General features: G+C 66.6%; 18 protein-coding genes. 10 read left to right on the top strand and 8 right to left on the bottom strand.

Annotated elements, in window-relative coordinates; translation table 11 throughout:
- Nucleotides 1-10: 10 nt before the first annotated feature.
- Nucleotides 11-658, bottom strand: coding sequence for a TetR/AcrR family transcriptional regulator (locus AC5Y5O_RS06210; protein ID WP_096283545.1), 648 nt, complete (start codon nt 656-658; stop codon nt 11-13).
- Nucleotides 659-737: 79 nt separating this feature from the next.
- Between AC5Y5O_RS06210 and AC5Y5O_RS06205 the strand changes: the two genes are divergently transcribed.
- Together AC5Y5O_RS06205 and AC5Y5O_RS06200 are read left to right on the top strand one after the other, a co-directional pair.
- Entirely contained in the window at nt 738-1,436 is a 699-nt protein-coding gene (locus AC5Y5O_RS06205) for a trimeric intracellular cation channel family protein (RefSeq protein ID WP_500024253.1), read from the top strand.
- On the top strand, nt 1,433-2,041 hold the full coding sequence (locus AC5Y5O_RS06200; protein ID WP_243393724.1) for a TetR/AcrR family transcriptional regulator: 609 nt from the start codon (nt 1,433-1,435) through the stop codon (nt 2,039-2,041). Before AC5Y5O_RS06205 ends, AC5Y5O_RS06200 begins: the two co-directional genes overlap by 4 nt.
- Here AC5Y5O_RS06200 and AC5Y5O_RS06195 read toward each other — a convergent pair.
- Together AC5Y5O_RS06195 and AC5Y5O_RS06190 are read right to left on the bottom strand one after the other, a co-directional pair.
- On the bottom strand, nt 1,982-2,485 hold the full coding sequence (locus tag AC5Y5O_RS06195) for a YkgB family protein (RefSeq protein WP_096283541.1): 504 nt from the start codon (nt 2,483-2,485) through the stop codon (nt 1,982-1,984). The genes AC5Y5O_RS06200 and AC5Y5O_RS06195 overlap by 60 nt on opposite strands.
- Before the next feature lie 66 nt (nt 2,486-2,551).
- Nucleotides 2,552-3,028, bottom strand: a complete 477-nt coding sequence (locus AC5Y5O_RS06190) for an SRPBCC family protein (protein ID WP_500024250.1) — start codon at nt 3,026-3,028, stop codon at nt 2,552-2,554.
- A gap of 298 nt (nt 3,029-3,326) precedes the next feature.
- On the opposite strand from AC5Y5O_RS06190, the gene AC5Y5O_RS06185 reads away from it, so the two are divergent.
- From AC5Y5O_RS06185 to AC5Y5O_RS06165, 5 genes are all read left to right on the top strand, one after another.
- A complete protein-coding gene (locus AC5Y5O_RS06185; RefSeq protein WP_500024248.1) occupies nt 3,327-4,403 on the top strand; it encodes a hypothetical protein in 1,077 nt (358 codons plus the stop codon).
- 141 nt (nt 4,404-4,544) lie between these two features.
- Entirely contained in the window at nt 4,545-6,824 is a 2,280-nt protein-coding gene (locus AC5Y5O_RS06180; protein ID WP_096283537.1) for a heavy metal translocating P-type ATPase, read from the top strand.
- 43 nt (nt 6,825-6,867) lie between these two features.
- Nucleotides 6,868-8,250 carry an alpha/beta hydrolase gene (locus AC5Y5O_RS06175; protein ID WP_096283535.1) on the top strand — a complete coding sequence of 461 codons (1,383 nt, stop codon included), beginning with the start codon at nt 6,868-6,870 and terminating at the stop codon, nt 8,248-8,250.
- Nucleotides 8,251-8,454: 204 nt separating this feature from the next.
- A complete protein-coding gene (locus AC5Y5O_RS06170) occupies nt 8,455-9,270 on the top strand; it encodes a polysaccharide deacetylase family protein (RefSeq protein ID WP_096283533.1) in 816 nt (271 codons plus the stop codon).
- Nucleotides 9,271-9,293: 23 nt separating this feature from the next.
- Complete coding sequence (locus AC5Y5O_RS06165; RefSeq protein WP_096283531.1) at nt 9,294-10,055, top strand: HD domain-containing protein; 762 nt, start codon at nt 9,294-9,296, stop codon at nt 10,053-10,055.
- Here AC5Y5O_RS06165 and AC5Y5O_RS06160 read toward each other — a convergent pair.
- From AC5Y5O_RS06160 to AC5Y5O_RS06145, 4 genes are all read right to left on the bottom strand, one after another.
- Nucleotides 10,023-10,670: a hypothetical protein gene (locus tag AC5Y5O_RS06160; RefSeq protein WP_500024244.1), complete on the bottom strand. Its 648-nt coding sequence runs from the start codon at nt 10,668-10,670 to the stop codon at nt 10,023-10,025. The genes AC5Y5O_RS06165 and AC5Y5O_RS06160 overlap by 33 nt on opposite strands.
- 39 nt (nt 10,671-10,709) lie before the next feature.
- A complete protein-coding gene (locus AC5Y5O_RS06155; RefSeq protein ID WP_096283527.1) occupies nt 10,710-11,384 on the bottom strand; it encodes an SRPBCC family protein in 675 nt (224 codons plus the stop codon).
- Between the two features lie 34 nt (nt 11,385-11,418).
- Entirely contained in the window at nt 11,419-12,291 is an 873-nt protein-coding gene (locus tag AC5Y5O_RS06150; RefSeq protein WP_133160810.1) for a pyridoxamine 5'-phosphate oxidase family protein, read from the bottom strand.
- 80 nt (nt 12,292-12,371) lie between these two features.
- Nucleotides 12,372-12,824 carry a MarR family winged helix-turn-helix transcriptional regulator gene (locus tag AC5Y5O_RS06145; protein ID WP_096283523.1) on the bottom strand — a complete coding sequence of 151 codons (453 nt, stop codon included), beginning with the start codon at nt 12,822-12,824 and terminating at the stop codon, nt 12,372-12,374.
- 75 nt (nt 12,825-12,899) lie between these two features.
- Between AC5Y5O_RS06145 and AC5Y5O_RS06140 the strand changes: the two genes are divergently transcribed.
- Nucleotides 12,900-13,844, top strand: a complete 945-nt coding sequence (locus tag AC5Y5O_RS06140; RefSeq protein WP_096283521.1) for a CE1 family esterase — start codon at nt 12,900-12,902, stop codon at nt 13,842-13,844.
- Between the two features lie 7 nt (nt 13,845-13,851).
- Here the strand turns inward: AC5Y5O_RS06140 and AC5Y5O_RS06135 are convergent, their stop codons facing one another.
- Nucleotides 13,852-14,466: a TetR/AcrR family transcriptional regulator gene (locus tag AC5Y5O_RS06135; RefSeq protein ID WP_096283519.1), complete on the bottom strand. Its 615-nt coding sequence runs from the start codon at nt 14,464-14,466 to the stop codon at nt 13,852-13,854.
- A gap of 68 nt (nt 14,467-14,534) precedes the next feature.
- Between AC5Y5O_RS06135 and AC5Y5O_RS06130 the strand changes: the two genes are divergently transcribed.
- Both AC5Y5O_RS06130 and AC5Y5O_RS06125 read left to right on the top strand, forming a co-directional pair.
- Nucleotides 14,535-15,365, top strand: coding sequence for an alpha/beta fold hydrolase (locus AC5Y5O_RS06130; protein ID WP_096283517.1), 831 nt, complete (start codon nt 14,535-14,537; stop codon nt 15,363-15,365).
- A gap of 42 nt (nt 15,366-15,407) precedes the next feature.
- Nucleotides 15,408-15,845, top strand: coding sequence for a VOC family protein (locus tag AC5Y5O_RS06125; RefSeq protein ID WP_096283515.1), 438 nt, complete (start codon nt 15,408-15,410; stop codon nt 15,843-15,845).
- The last annotated feature ends 16 nt before the right edge of the window (nt 15,846-15,861 follow it).

Here is a 15,861-nt window from a genome sequence, read left to right as displayed (position 1 = left end):
CTTGATCGTATCAAGGACTCGTCGGTTGCTCCTCGAACAAAGCGCCCCTGACCAGTACTTTCGCCGAGCTCAAAGCCGCGTGGTAGTCCTGCGGCGCGAGCGTGGCTGCCAGCTCCGTCAGGCCATAGACCAACGCGTAGATCGCGGCGACCACCGCCCGCGAATCCGGCTGACCACCCAGCTCGCCGCCCTGACAGGCGTCCTCGACGACGCCCTCGATGATCTCGCGAAATGCTTCGAACCCCGGGTTTTTCGGCTTCCCGCGGGCCTTCGGCCGCAGCGGCGCCGCACCGGTTTCGGCCCGGATCGCAAATTCGAACGCGGCCAGGTCCGGATACTCACGCATCAATTGACCGGATTCGTCGAGCACCGCTTCGATCCGGTCGACGATGTTGCCCGGTCCTTCCGCGGCCCGGCGCAGCCGGGGCATGGCCGTGTCGGTTCTGGCCGCTACGGCTGCCTTGATCAGTTCGGACTTGTTCGGAAAGTAGTTGTACAGGCTGGCGCTGGTCATGTCGGCCATCCGGGCGATCTCACGGATCGTCGCCTTGGCGTAGCCGGCCCGCGCCACACATCTCATCGTCGCGACGATGATGCGGCGGCGGGTCTCTTCGCCGCTGGCGCCGACAGGGCGACCCAGCTGTGTCTTCGCTCGCATGGTTGCCCACCCTTCGACCCCGGGCGCAGTTCAACGTCGAATATATTTGACCGACCGATGAATCCGGAGGTGAGCGGCCGTGAACCTCGCGTTGGGGGAGTTCTCGCGCGCTATCGATTTGGCCGGCGTATTCGTCAACGCCGTACTCGGTGGCGTCGTGGCGCGCGAATTCCGCATGGACCCTGTGGGATTCGTTGCGCTCGCGATTCTGTCCGGACTCGGCGGCGGCTTGATCCGAGACACCCTGTTGCAGCACGGGCCGCCGGTGGCATTGACAGACACCCTTTACGTCGTGGTTGCGCTGGCCGGAGCGGCGGTCGCTTTTCTGATACCGCTGCGAGCGCGGATCTGGTCGCTGACCTATCCGGTCGTCGATGCACTGGCGTTGGGCACTTGGGCGGTGGCGGGCGCGGAGAAGACATTAGCAGCCGGATTGTCCTGGCTCCCAGCCATTTTGCTAGGGACAATCAGTGCTGTCGGCGGTGGGGCGCTGCGAGACCTGGCGGTAAATCGCACTCCGGCCATCTTCGGGGGTAACACGCTTTACGCGACACCCGCGGTGGCGGCCAGTGGCACCGTGGTGCTGCTCTCCCGTTACGGTCAGGCGCCGCTGGGGGAATTGGCGGGAATCGTCGTCGGCTCGGGCCTGTGTCTACTGGCCCGGTGGCGGGGCTGGCGACTTTCAGAGAGTTTGACCACCGACTACTACTTGACACGGCGGAAGCGGGCGTGGCGCATCCGGATCGGCAGACGAGCGCCCCGCCCCGACGACCAGTGACTCAGCTCGGGCGCCCGGTGGGCGCGGACAGCGAGGAGACGCGCCGCCGGATCATCGCCGCGGCAATGCGCTGCGTCGCCGAAGTCGGCTACTCGCAGGCGACCATTCGCCAGATCGCCCGGGCCGCCGAGATGACCAGCGGCAGCCTCTATCACTACTTTCCGAACAAGTCCGAACTGCTCAGCGCGACCGGCGAGGAGATCGAAGCCATCGTCGCGCCTCGGCTGCGGGCGGCCGCCGCGCTGCACGAGAACGTCACCGACCGACTCGACGCGGTGCTCGATGAGTCGACGGACCTGGTCCGCGACTATCCCTACCTGACCGGGTTTTTGCGAGCACTGCGCGCCGCGGGCACAACGAGATCGCCGGGATCCAAGGCGTTGCACGACGTCGTGTTCGAGATCGTCGACGACGCCGCGCAACGCGGGACACTGTCCGGCGACACCGACACCCGGTCGACCGTCGAAGCGATCTGCGCGCTGACCCGGGGCCTCTCGGAGCAGGCGGACAGCTTGGCGCCGCAGACCTACCGAGCCGCCCTCGCTTCAGCCAAAAGCCTCATCCGGGGAACGCTGTTCACGCAACGCGTCGCCGAGCGTCCATAGCGCCACCCCGATCAGCACCAAGTCCTTCAGCAGGAACTGGCCCGGCAGTGCCGACAGCACGGGCAGACCGGCGGCGTGCGTCGAGACCACGCCGGGGGTGGTGAACAGAAAGCTCAAGGTTCCCAAGAACAGCACCACCGCTAGGGCGCTGCCGATCGCAGACACCCGCGGCCATACCGGACGCAACGCAATGAGTAGGGCAGCAACGATTTCCATCGTCCCCAGCCCGCGGGCGACGGTCGTGACGCTGAACACGTCGTAGACCCAACTCATCAGCGGGTTGTGTTCGATCAGCACCCGGGATTCCATCTTCACGTACTTGCCGAACCCGATCCAGGCCAAGACGACGGCCAGCCCGTACCGACTGATCAGGTGGCCCAAGCGAATCAGTGATTCCGAGAGCTGGTGGCGCGTTGCTGCGATGGGGGCGGCGCTGCGGGTCATCGATGTACGTCCTTCGGTGGGCGGGCTGGTCTTCCGAAGGGACCACGATTCAGGCTGCGATGGCGTTCACGATTTCCCCGCGTACCGGGCGCGCAGCTTGGCCAAAGTCGCTTCGATGCCGGACGCGTTGCCCTTCACGAACCCCATCCGCTCGTAGTACTTCAGGCTGTTTTTGATGGGACCCGCGTCGCGGTAGTCGAAGGTCTCGGTGACCTTGGTCAGGGTCGGCGAGAGCGCTTCGAAGTCCCAACGCCAGCGGTGGCCCACCGGGTGTCGCCATTCGACGACTTCGTTCGGCTTCAGCGTGGTCATCGTGCTGGTGATGCGGTAGGGCACCCCGAACATCTTCATCTTGGTCGAAAACCTGGACCCGACAACCATTTCGGACGGTGTGGAGATGTTGTCGCAAACCGTGCCCGACCCGTCGAGCTCGCGGTGGCGCCTGGGATCGGCCGCAAGGGCGTACAGCTCCGAGGCCGGGGCGGCCACTTCGACCGATCGGCTCACTTGTCGGGGTCCTGCGTCGACAACGGTGACAGTCATGATGTCTCCTTTCGCCTAGCCGGAAGCCTAAACCCGCCCGGTCTGGTGGCTCCGGGATATTGGGGTCACCCCGGATCGCGGGTGAGGGATCGATGCCGGTCCGCCCACCAGACCGGGGTCCTCACCGGGGAGCCGACTGGGCAAACCCGACGACCTCGCCGCGCGCACCACGTTCCGCTCTTACCAGGAGGCCGGATGGAGCGCCGAGCAGGGGTTGGTACATCGGCGGCGGATCGCACCCAAGGCAATGATGCTCAACTGACCATCGCTGACATAATTCCCAGGTAGAGTCCCCGCCATGGGCGTGCTGCGCTTCATCTGGCAACGCGTGCTGGCGTTCGATCGGATCGGCTCGCGCATCCCGCAGCTGATCCAGATTTGGCTCACCGAGTTTTTCTTCGTCATGCCGTTGACGTTCTTCATCGGCAAAGTCATCGACATCCGTGGGGCATTCGGCGTGCCCGGAACGGGCGAACGGCTCGGCGGGGTGTTCTGGGGCGCGCTGGTGGTTTCGGTGGTCTTCGGATTCTTCTTCGTACGCTGCCTGGTTAGGCCCCGGGTGGTGGAGGGCTCGTGGACTCCGACGGTGCACGCCGACATCGGGGGGATGACCGTCTACGGCGGCAACCGCGCGTGGACGGTGACCTACCCGTTCCTGACCAGTCACCCGTCGTACGCATTGCTGCTGTTGATCACCGCGCCGATCCCGGCGGTGATGCTGGCCGCGACCACCAATCAGGGTGACAGCACGTTCTATTGGCGGGTCTGCGGCATCGTCGGCCTGGTCATCCTCGGCTGCATGGCGCTGGCCCGGATTCTGGCGTGGTACGTCTTTCGCCTCGGGCGCAACAAACTCGATGCGCGGCTGGATGGCTCGCCGATCTCGCAACGCCGGCTCGGGTGGGAGATCGCGTGGAAGCCGGTGCTGGTGCTACTGGTGATGATGTACGCGATCGTCTGCATCCCGCTGGGCGCCATGTGGTTGAAAGAACAACGCACGATCGCCGCGCTGCCCGTCGTGACCGTCGCCGACACCGACCACCCGGGCGAGTACCGGCGGGTGAAAGGCACCGTGGCGTCCCAGCCCGTCTACTGGGCGCCGCGAGGCACCGGCCGCGGCGGCAATAACTACGCCGGCGCCGGGGTGTTGGTCACTCTGGCATCCGGTGGCGAGGCACTCCTGCTCGCCGAATCGCTCTCGGTGCCCGACTTCAGGGGCATGATGGCCGGCGTCCGCGGCGGTCAGCTCACGGCCAGCGGCAAAGTGGTCGACGCCATCACCGACATCCAGCGCAAGTACTACGGCTTCGATCTCAGCGCCTTCCCCGAGGCGCCGGCGGAGGGCCGGGTCATGCTGTTGTTGTCGCAGCCGTAGCGGACGGACGCCCCACCACCGACCCTCGCCTCGCCGAACAGGCAGAATCTCACGATGACACGTCTTGACGCCAATACCCCTTAGGGGTATATACGTGAGGTATGGCTTAAATACCCCCACGGGGTACAGGGAAGGAGCGTCATGACCACAAGCGCGGTCAGCAACCTGGAGTTGGACATCGCCGGGATGACGTGTGCCTCCTGCGCGGCCCGGCTGGAAAAGGCGCTGAACAAACTCGACGGCGTGACGGCGACCGTGAATTTCGCCCTGGAACGAGCCTCGGTCACCGTGCCGGCCGGATACGACCCTCAGTCGCTGGTTGTCGAGGTCGAAAAGGCCGGCTATAGCGCCGTCATGCCGCAATCGCATGCGGAGGCCGCCGGTGACGACCACGAGCTGGCTTCGCTGCGTAACCGCCTGATCGCCGCGATCGTGCTGGCCACCCCGGTGATCGCGATGGCGATGATCCCGGCATGGGAGTTCCGCAACTGGCAGTGGGCATCGCTGGCCCTGGCCGCGCCGGTCGTGCTGTGGGCGGGTTGGCCGTTTCATGCCGCCGCTTGGACGAACCTCAAGCACGGCGCGGCGACGATGGACACGCTGGTGTCGATCGGGACCCTGTCGGCGTTCCTGTGGTCGGTGTATGCCCTGTTCTTCGGGACGGCCGGCCACCGCCATCTGCATCACGGCTTCTCGCTGACCGTGACGCCGAGTGTCGGCGCCGGCGACATCTATCTCGAAGTGGCCGCGGGTGTGACGCTGTTCGTTCTGGCCGGCCGCTACTTCGAGACCCGGTCCAAGCGGCGGGCCGGCGCGGCGCTGCGCGCCCTGGTGGAGCTCGGCGCCAAGGACGTCGCGGTGCTGCGTCCCGATTTTCTGCGCCCCGACGGTGCGGGCATCGAGATCCGCATCCCCGTCGAGCAGCTCAAGGTCGGCGACGAGTTCGTCGTGCGTCCCGGCGAGAAGATCGCGACCGACGGGGTCGTCGTCTCCGGATCGTCAGCCGTCGACGCCTCCATGCTGACCGGCGAGTCGGTGCCGATCGAGGTGGGCGAGGGCGACGTCGTCACCGGCGCCACCGTCAACGCCGGCGGGCGCCTCGTCGTGCGCGCCACCCGGGTCGGCGCCGACACCCAGCTCGCGCAGATGGCCAGGCTGGTTGAGAACGCGCAATCGGGCAAGGCCAAGGTCCAGCGACTCGCGGACCGCGTGTCCGCGGTCTTCGTGCCGATCGTCATCGCGATCGCCGTCGTCACCCTGGTGGGGTGGCTGGTCGCCGGATTCCCGGTCGCCGCGGCGTTCACGGCCGCGGTCGCGGTGCTGATCATCGCCTGCCCATGCGCACTGGGCCTGGCCACGCCGACCGCGCTGTTGGTCGGCACGGGTCGCGCGGCCCAACTCGGCGTGCTGATCAAGGGGCCCGAGGTGCTGGAGTCCACCCGCAAGGTCGACACCATCGTTCTCGACAAGACCGGCACCGTGACCACCGGCAAAATGACGCTCGTCGACGTCATCGCGGCGCCCGGCACCGACCGGGCCGCGGTGCTGCGCTGGGCGGGAGCGCTCGAGAACGCCTCCGAACACCCGGTCGCCCAAGCGATCGCCAAGGCCGCCGCCGCGGAACTGGGCTCGCTGCCGGCGCCCGAGGGTTTCACGAACGTGCAAGGCAAAGGCGTACAAGGCACCGTCGACGGTCATGCCGTCGTCGTCGGCCGCGAAAGCCTGCTGGCCGATTGGGGGCAGTACCTCGACGCGGGCCTGACCCCCACCCTTTGCGAGGCCAAACTTCGCGCCGAGAGCGAAGGCAAGACCGCCGTCGCCGTGGGCTGGGACGGCAGCGCCCGCGGCATCCTGGTGATCGCCGACACCGTCAAGCCCACCAGCGCCGAGGCCATCCGGCAGTTCAAGCGACTCGGACTGACACCGGTCCTGCTGACCGGGGACAACCAGATCGTGGCCGACCGGATCGCCGGAGAGCTGCGGATCGCGCACGTCATCGCCGAGGTGCTGCCCGCCGACAAAGTCGCCGTGGTGCAGCGTCTGCAGTCCGACGGCAAGGTCGTCGCGATGGTCGGCGACGGGGTCAACGACGCCGCGGCCCTGGCCTCCGCCGATCTGGGCATCGCCATGGGCACCGGCACCGACGTGGCGATCGAGGCCGCCGACCTGACCTTGGTCCGCGGCGACCTGTGTGCGGCCGTCGACGCGATCCGGCTCTCCCGCAAGACGCTGGCCACGATCAAGATGAACCTGTTCTGGGCCTTCGGCTACAACGCGGCCGCGATCCCGCTGGCCGCGCTGGGCCTGCTCAACCCGATGCTCGCGGGCGCCGCGATGGCCTTTTCCAGCGTCTTTGTCGTCGGTAACAGCCTGCGACTGCGCTCCTTCACGAGCGCGATCCGTCCGGGCGATATGGGATAGTTGGTCTGGCCTACCGGGTTCCATAGCTTTAAGGTCTGCACGTTTGCCCCAATTCCTCGGACAACTGTCGTTGCTGCACGGCTGGCTGCCCCTCGCGACGCAAGTATTTGCGCTGCTGGTGGCGCTGATCGTGATCGACTGGCGCAGGCCGAGCTGGCTTCGCCGCGCGCTGCCCGTGGCACTGGTCGTCGCGGCCGCGGTCGCCGCGCTGGCCTACTGGTACATCGCATCGCTCGGGGTGGCCGGTGACCCGGCACCCAAGTCCCTGTGGCTGTGGATCGCGCTGAGCGGATTGACCGCCGCGGTGTTGGTGCTGGGCTGGAAGGGCGCCCGCTGGTGGCGACGCGGACTCGCGTTCCTGTCGGTCCCGCTGTGTGTGTTGTGCGCGGGCATGTCCTTGAACCTCTGGGTTGGCTATTTCCCCACCGTGCTCGCCGCGTGGAACCAGCTGACGTCCGAGCCGCTTCCTGATCAGATCGACCGGCTGCAGGTCACCGCGATGCAAGTCGCCGGAACCAAGCCGGACAAGGGTGTCGTCGTGCCGGTCAACATCGACTCCAACGCATCGCACTTCCCGCACCGCCAGGAACTCGTGTACCTGCCTCCGGCCTGGTTCAACACCAACCCGCCGCCCCGGCTACCGACGGTCATGATGCTCGGCTCGGCGTTCAATCTGCCTCGCGACTGGCTGGGGCCCGGCGGTGCCTTCACCGCCATCGACGGCTTCGCCGCCCGCCACCACGGTTTCGCCCCGGTCTTCGTGTTTCCCGACCCCACCGGCGCGTTCGACAACGACACCGAATGCGTCAACGGAAGCCGCGGCAACGCCGCCGATCATCTGACCAAAGATGTGGTGCCATTCATGGTGTCGAACTTCGGCGTCAGCGCCGACCGGGCGAACTGGGGCGTCGCCGGGTGGTCGATGGGCGGGACCTGCGCCGTCACCCTGGCCGTCATGCATCCGGAATTGTTCAGCGCCTTCGTGGACATCGCCGGTGACTTCCGGCCCAACATCGGCAGCAAGGAACAAACCATCGCCGAGTTGTTCGGCGGCAACCCGGCCGCCTGGGCCGACTACGACCCGCTCACCGTGATGACCCGGCACGGCCACTACACCGGACTGTCGGGATGGTTCGACATCCCCGCGCCACCCGGTGGGCACGGCGTCGCGCATGGCGCCAACCCCGCCCTGGTGAGTACCGCCGCGGCCAATCCGGAGGGACAGGACGCGGCCGCCCACGCGCTGTGCACGATCGCCGAGGCAAACGGCATCAACTGCGCGGTGGTGACCCAACCAGGCAAACACGACTGGCCATTCGCCGCGGAGGCGTTCGAGGCATCGTTGCCCTGGCTGGCCTCGACGCTGGGCACCCCGAATGTCGAACCGGTGCCGTTACCGCAGCGTGGCAGCGGGCAGCCGAACTGATCCCACAGCGCGTCGTCACCAACCCGTGACCTTCGCAGCTCTACGCCGTTTTCCCCGGGAATTCACAGCTGACCCTCCCGCCCCGAAACGGACATATTTGGGCTGGTAGTGGTACGGTTCGCTGCTGTGGATGCGGAGTTTGGCAGGAGAGGGGACCGGTACGCCCGGTCGCCTCGTCGCCACAGCACCGCAAACGAATCGGAGATGAAGCGTCGCCGTTTCCTCGGCTCGCTCGCCGCAGCTACGGTCGCGGCCGTCGGTGCGGCACGGCTGATCGTCGATCCGCAACCGCGAACCTTTGCTCAGGTGCCCCTGGATTCGATGCCGACCCCGGGACCCGCGGCGCCATCACCGGCGGGCTTGTTGCCGCCACCGCCGCTGAGTGCGCGGATCCCGCTACCGGGTGGCGGCGCACTGATGAAGCTTCCCGGCGACGGCGACCTGCTCGCGTTGACCCTCGATGATGGGGTGAACAGCGACGTGGTGCGCGCCTACACGCAGCTCGCCAAGGACACCGGCGTGCGAATGACGTTTTTCGTCAATGGGATCTACAACTCGTGGACCGACAACCTGGATCTGCTGCGACCGCTGGTGGAGTCCGGGCAGATCCAGCTCGGCAACCACACCTGGTCGCACCCGGACTTGACGACCGTGCCGCAGAGCAAGATCGAAGAAGAGCTCAAGCGCAATGACGAGTTCTTAAAGAAGACCTACGGCGTCGGGGCGAAACCGTATTACCGGCCGCCGTATGGCAAACACAACGCCGCCGTCGACGCCGTGGCGAACGAGCTCGGTTACACCGTGCCGACCCTTTGGTCAGGATCCTTGTCGGACTCCACACTGATCACCGAGGAGTACATCCTCAAGATGATCGACGAGTACTTCGTCCCGCAGTCCATTGTGATCGGTCACCTCAACCACCTGCCGGTCACGCATGTGTATCCGCAACTCATCGACACGATCCGTGATCGAAACTTGCGTACCGTCACGCTCAACGACGTGTTCTTGAGAACACCTTAGCGACAACGAAATTGGCCGCGACCATGCCTGATCCGCAGCGGCTTGGCGGGCTCGGCTGGGCGCGTCGCACCGGCGGGCGGCTGTCTGGAGCACAGCGACGGCGTCTGCTGCTCGCTACCGCGGCGGGCCAATGGACCAACGCGGTGGGCCGGGTCAAGCTGGCGCTGGGGCGAATTCCGGAGGCGGCCGCGCGCGTCGATCTGAACACACTGCGGGTACCGGACTCCAGGTTCGCGCGCGAGGCCGAACAGGCGTGCGCGGAATTGCCGCCGACGCTGCTGGGTCACTCCTACCGCACCTGGCTGTTCGGGCATGCCCTCGCGGCGGTCGACGGCTGCGAGCTCGACGACGAACTCTTCTACTGCGGGGCGCTCCTGCACGACTACGGCATCGTAAAGCCGACGCCGGAGCGCGATTTCACGCTCGGAAGCGCAGAACGGATGTTCGCCTGCGCCCAGGCGGCAGCAGTGGATGACCAGCGCGCGGACCTGCTGGCCGACGGCATCTGTGTGCATACGACACCGGGCATCACGGTCGAGGTCGACGGCGCGATGGGCTGTTACCTGCAGTGGGGCGCGATGGTCGACGGCGCCGGACTGCGCATCTGGGAGATCGCCCCGGGCAACGTTGCCGAGGTGTTGCGACGCTACCCGCGAGGCGATTTCAAACGCGAGCTCGTGGGCATGATGCGCGCCGAGGCAGCGGCGGTGCCGCGCGGACGCTTTGGGCTCCTGGTCCGCTGCGGATTGCCGCTAGCGGTGCGGATGGCGCCCTTCGACTCCTGAGGTCACCGCGGGTGGGTGGTCGCCAGCCGATCTGGCCGCTGCCTCAGCGTTAGCCCTGATCGTCTTAAGGGTGGCGCGCATGATGTGCGCGGCGAAGGGCCGGATCAGCCACCAGTACCGCAGGAAGTTCCGGCGTGCAGCGGGATCGGTTGTGGCAGTGCGGCATTGGTAGCTGAGTAGGGAGTGGCTGTCCCCGTAGGCTGCCACCGAGAAGTTAGCCCCGATTTTTGCCCACCCGGGTTCGGCGAAGGTGGTGAAATCTGCCGGCGTGACGTCGCGCCATTCGATCACCGGCTGCCAGAATTTTCCGATCGCGCCGAACGCGAATTCGCGGTTCGGCCGGTCGCCCAGCACCAGCCAGCCGGGCAGTTCGTTCTCACCAAGCACCAGGCGTGGTGGCGTGGGCACGGCCCGACCCGACAGGCGGGCCGGTAGGTTCCGGAGCCACATCGATGCCGCCAGCAGCGGCGTGCGCACGGTGAGCAGGTCCAGGCCTCTCGCGGCCCGGTAAGTGGTCGCCGGGTCAGCGGCTACGACAACGTGCTCATCGAGCATCGCGTCGAAAGCCGGAACCGCCGATTCGATCAGCATGCGTTCGGCGCCCATGGTTGACATGGTGCGATTGTCGATTCGGCCGGGGCCCGGGGCCTAGGGTCACTTGTCCTTTTCCCGAGGGACACTGGGCACCGCGGCGGACTCGGCGCGTCGCTTGATGCCCAACATCATCTTGCGGACCATCGCGAAATGCAGCGGCTCCCCCACCGTGTAATCGATGACCGCGCCGAATGCGCGAAGCAGCCCGGAGCCTCGCGGGGCCAGCAATCGCAACCATCCGGTGTCCCGCTCGCGAACCAGCAGGCGGGTGCGGTTGTCACTCATCGGCACGAGGACGAACGCCCAGGTTCCGATGACCAGAGCACGCTGGGGCTCGAGAACCGTCACGACACTGCCGATCCGTACCGATCCGATCGACCCGGTGTCGATCCGGTCGCCGACACGCAGGTCCTGGAGTTCGGGGTGGATGCGGGTCGCGGAACGGCGCCCTTCGATGTAATGCACGGTGCCGGCGAACACCCAACGCTCTACCCAGTCGTAGCTGTAGAAGCCCGCTCGGTAATCACCGATCTGCACCAGCCACGGCCAGATCTGCGCCGGCGCAGCATTGATCGTCACGGCCTTGGTGTGATGGCTCATGACGTCCCCGACGATGTCATCGCCGGGCAATCGCATCAGCCGCTCGGAAGCTGTAGCGCCCCAGTCCAACTGCGTCGGCCGGATCAACACGTCATAGCCGACCAGCCCGATAGCCGAAGCAACCCCCCACCTCATCGTGGAACAGCCTGCCGGACAAAGGTTTTCATCTCTAAACCTGGGCCTGCGGCAATCCGTGTTCGGTCGCGGTCTGGGGCGTGATCACGATGTATGCCGGCCGCGACTGGCCGTAATACCGCATTCGCAGCAGCCACAGCCCGATGTGACTGAGCTCGACCGCCGCGAATCGCGGTCGCAGATAGTAGCGCCAGGCGATCCGGGCGAGCACCTCCGGCGGTGGCATGGCGAGGACCGCTCGAGCGCTTCCGTGCACCAGAAGACGACTGCCTTTGTCACCGCCTTCGCCACCGAGTAAGAGGGCCACCCGGGACGTAGCAGCCAGATTGCGCACGGTCCAGGACGACGCCGAGGTTGTCGCATAAAGCCGACCTTGATGGGGAACGAACCAGAGCGGTACCGCGAACGCCGTGCCCTTGCGTGATCGGGTTGCCAGCACCATGACCCGCGATTTATCCACCGCCGCTTGGAGTTTCGGGGAGTCCAGAGCGGGGCCGTCCTCCTGTTCGGCTGCGGCCGAAACCGCTGCGGGTTGCCGATCCGGGGTTGCGGGCCGATCCGGTACCTCGCGAAGCGCGCCGTAATCCCACGCGACGATCCGATCAGGGGTGACCCGATAGGTGTCATTGCCTAAGGCCCGGGCTGTCCCTCTGATCGTGAGCGAGCGCAGTCGAAACCATTGGGGCCCGTCGTCGGCGACCACCACGACGGGCCGATCGGTGAGGTCTGCGCTGCCGGCGGGCAGCTGCACGATGCGCGTCGATGACGCTGGATCGGGCGGCTCCTCGAGAGTGACGTGCACCGGAAGCAAAAGGATCTCACCGTCGTCGACGGCGGCCAATGCGGCGCGTGGTGGAGAAAGCGCCAAATCGGCGACGGCGCCCACGTTGACATCACGAGTTATCACAACCGCCGCCCTCTCGTTGAACGGGCCCCGATTCGACAGTATGACGGCCGCGCGGCCCGACGGCAGGAGTTCACCGGCCGTCAGTTCGAGCCGGATTCCGCCGTCAACAGCATCACCAACGTCTCGCGAAATTCGCCCAGCCGCTGCTTACCCAGCACCTGTTGCCATCGCCGCTCCAATTCGATTGCGTGGGAGCGCATTACCTGAAGAGCCTGTCGACCGCGTGGGGTCAGCTCGATTGTTCGGGCGCGCGCGTCGGCCGGGTCCGGTACCCGGGTGACGTATCCGTGCCGCTCCAGGGCAGCTACCGCCTGGGCCACCGCCTGCCGGCTCACCCTGAGCCGCTCGGCCAAGGCCGACGCATGGAGTCCGCCCAGCGCCAGTGGTACCAAGGCGATCGCTTGCGCGGGCCGGATCCCGTCCAGCCCGGCCGCGGCGAAAGCCGCTCGCAATTGCGGTGCGCCCGATGCCGCAACCAGATTGACCAGCGCCGGAACGGTCGGTTGCCATTCGCCCTCCACAACACGTCGCATGACAAGGAGTGTGCCATTCGTGGCCGGATTGACAAGTTGCTTGTCAAATTCTGCCGCGGGTGCCACGATGGCGTCATGCAATCCGGCTACCTCCGCGCGCTGCGGGTGTGCGTTCTCGCGACTTTGATCGTCGTGCTCGGCGGCTGTGTGGGCGGCGGGCATGCGTTGGGAACACCGGGTTCTCAGTCGGTCCCGGTCGGGCAATCCACGCAGAGTATCGAGTCGGGCGGGGTGAGCAGGACCTTCCATCTCTATCGGCCGCAAGGCCTGACCGAAGCGGTTCCGCTGGTGGTGATGCTGCACGGCGGCTTCGGCAACGGCGCGCAGGCCGAGCGCTCCTACCACTGGGACGACGCGGCCAACGGTGGGCATTTCCTGGTCGCCTACCCCGACGGTCTCAACCGGGCCTGGAATGCCGGCACTTGCTGTGGCCAGCCACAGCGCGACAACGTCGACGACGTCGCATTCCTCACCGCGATGGTCGCAGCCATCGCGCAAGAGATCCCGATCGATCGCGCCCGCGTCTACGTCACCGGAATGTCGAACGGGGCGATGATGGCGCTGCGGCTGGGTTGTCAGACCGACACCTTCGCCGCGATCGCTCCCGTCGCGGGGACCCTGCTGACGGACTGTGGCGCGGCCCGACCGACGGCGGTGCTGCAGATTCACGGCACGGCCGACGACCGGGTGCCGTACAACGGTGGGCCAGGCAAAGCATTTGGCGCCAGCGGAATTCCACGAGTGGACGGACCTTCGGCGGAGGCGGTCAATGCCACCTGGCGTGCCATCGACGGCTGCGGCGCGCCGACGTCGACGACGGCCGGGGACGTGACGACTCAAACGGCCGGATGCGCGGACGGGCGGACCGTGGAGTTGATCTCGGTGGCCGGCGCGGGACATCAGTGGCCCGGCGGCGAGCCGAGTCCACTCGCCGAGCGGGTCGGTGGCATTCCGGCACCGTCCACCGCACTCGACGCCACCGGCACCATCTGGCAGTTCTTCACCCAGAGCCACCGCTGAACACTCGTCACCGCGTCGGGTCGTGCAGCATCCCGTCGATCAATCGGTGTAGAACTTGGCGGGTTTCGCGCCGGGCGCGCTTGGGGTCGTCGGACGTGGCGATGGCCATCGCTGCCTCGTCGAGCGCGCCGATCAGCACGTGCGCCAACGGCCGGGTCGGCTGGCGCGCCAGCTGGCCCGCCTTGATGGCCTCGGCCAGCATCTGTTCGGTCATCCCCAGGCTGTATCGCTGAGCCACGTCGCGGAATCCCGCCCAGCCCAGCACGCTGGGCGCGTCCAGCAGGATCAGCTGCCGGACCTCGGGATCGCCGGACACCTCCAGCCAGGCATCGACGGCGGCGCGGATCGCGTCGGCCGGTGTCGTCGCACCGGACGTGGCCACGATGGTGGCCATCCGGGCCATCACGTCCTGTTCCACCACTTCGACGACTTCTGCGAATAGTGCTGCCTTGTCGGCGAATTGGTGATACATCGCGCCGCGGGTGACACCGGCGGTCGCGGCGATCTCCGGCGTGCCCACGTCGGCGTAGCCCCGCTCGCCCCACAGCCGGCGGGCAGCCGAGATCAGCGCCTCGCGGGTCGCCGCGGAGCGCTCCTCCTGAGTCCGTCTCTTGCTTTCCATACAACCTGTTGGTAACTTACGAACAGACAGCCTGTTTGTAAATGCCCATCGCTGAGTAGGAGTTATCCATGTCGACGATCGACATTAGTGCCGGGACCATCCATTACGAAGCAACCGGACCCGAAAACGGCAGGCCAGTCGTCTTTGTACACGGCTACATGATGGGCCGAGAACTCTGGCGCAGGGTTAGCGAGAAGCTCGCCGCGCGCGGGCTGCGGTGCATCGCCCCGACCTGGCCGCTCGGCGCGCATTCGGAACCGCTGCGCCCGGGGGCCGACCGGACTATCTATGGTGTGGCCCGCATGGTCGCCGACGTGCTGGCCGCCCTCGACCTCGAAGACGTGGTGCTGGTCGGCAACGACACCGGCGGAGTTGTGACGCAACTCGTCGCGGTGCACTACCCGGAGCGACTCGGTGCGCTGGTGCTGACGAGTTGTGATGCGTTCGAACACTTTCCGCCGCCGATCCTCAAGCCGGTGATCTTGGCGGCCAAGTCGAAGACGACCTTCAAAGCGGTGGCCCAGGCGATGCGGGTCCCGGCGGCGCGCAAGCGCGCGTTTGACGGCCTGGCGCATCGCAACATCGATGATCTCACCGAGATCTGGGTGCGCCCAGGGCTATCCGATCCCGGCATCGTCGAAGACCTGCGCCAGTTTTCGCTCTCGCTGCGCACCGAGGTGACCACGGGCGTCGCGGCCCGGTTACCGGAATTCGACAAGCCCACACTGATCGCATGGTCGGGCGACGACACGTTCTTCGAACTCGCAGACGGCGAAAAGCTGGCTGCCGTCATCCCGAACGCCCGGTTCGAGGTCATCGATGGCGCCCGGACGTTCTCGATGGTGGACCAACCGGACCGGCTCGCCGATCTGTTGTCGACGATCGCGGTGCGCGCCTAGGGGCCCCGCGGCCCGCACGCAGGTTCTCGTAGCGTGCAACGCATGGCTATCAAACTTGAGAACGTCGGCATCGCCGTTCGCGACCTGGAAGCAACGATCTCCTTCTTCACCGATCTCGGTCTCACGGTCGTGGGCCGTGACACGGTCAGCGGTGAGTGGGCAGACACCGCCGTCGGCCTCGACGGCAACCACGCCAACATTGCTTTGCTCCAGACACCAGACGGTCGAGGTCGCCTTGAGCTGTTCGAGTACGTCCACCCAACAGCGATCGACTCGAAGCCCACGCTTCCCAACGAGATTGGTATGCACCGCGTCGCCTTCTCCGTCGACGACATCGACCACGCCCTTCAGGTAGCCGCCCGGCACGGATGCCACCCACTGCGCGGCGTCGCGACATATGAGGACACCTACAAGCTGACGTACCTGCGCGGCCCCAGCGGCATCATCGTGATGCTCGCCGAGGAGCTGAAGAAGGACTGACGCCCGCCACGGCGCT

The sequence above is a fragment of the Mycobacterium sp. NGS40 genome (assembly GCF_059812735.1).
This window is presented reverse-complemented; position numbering and strand designations above follow the sequence as displayed.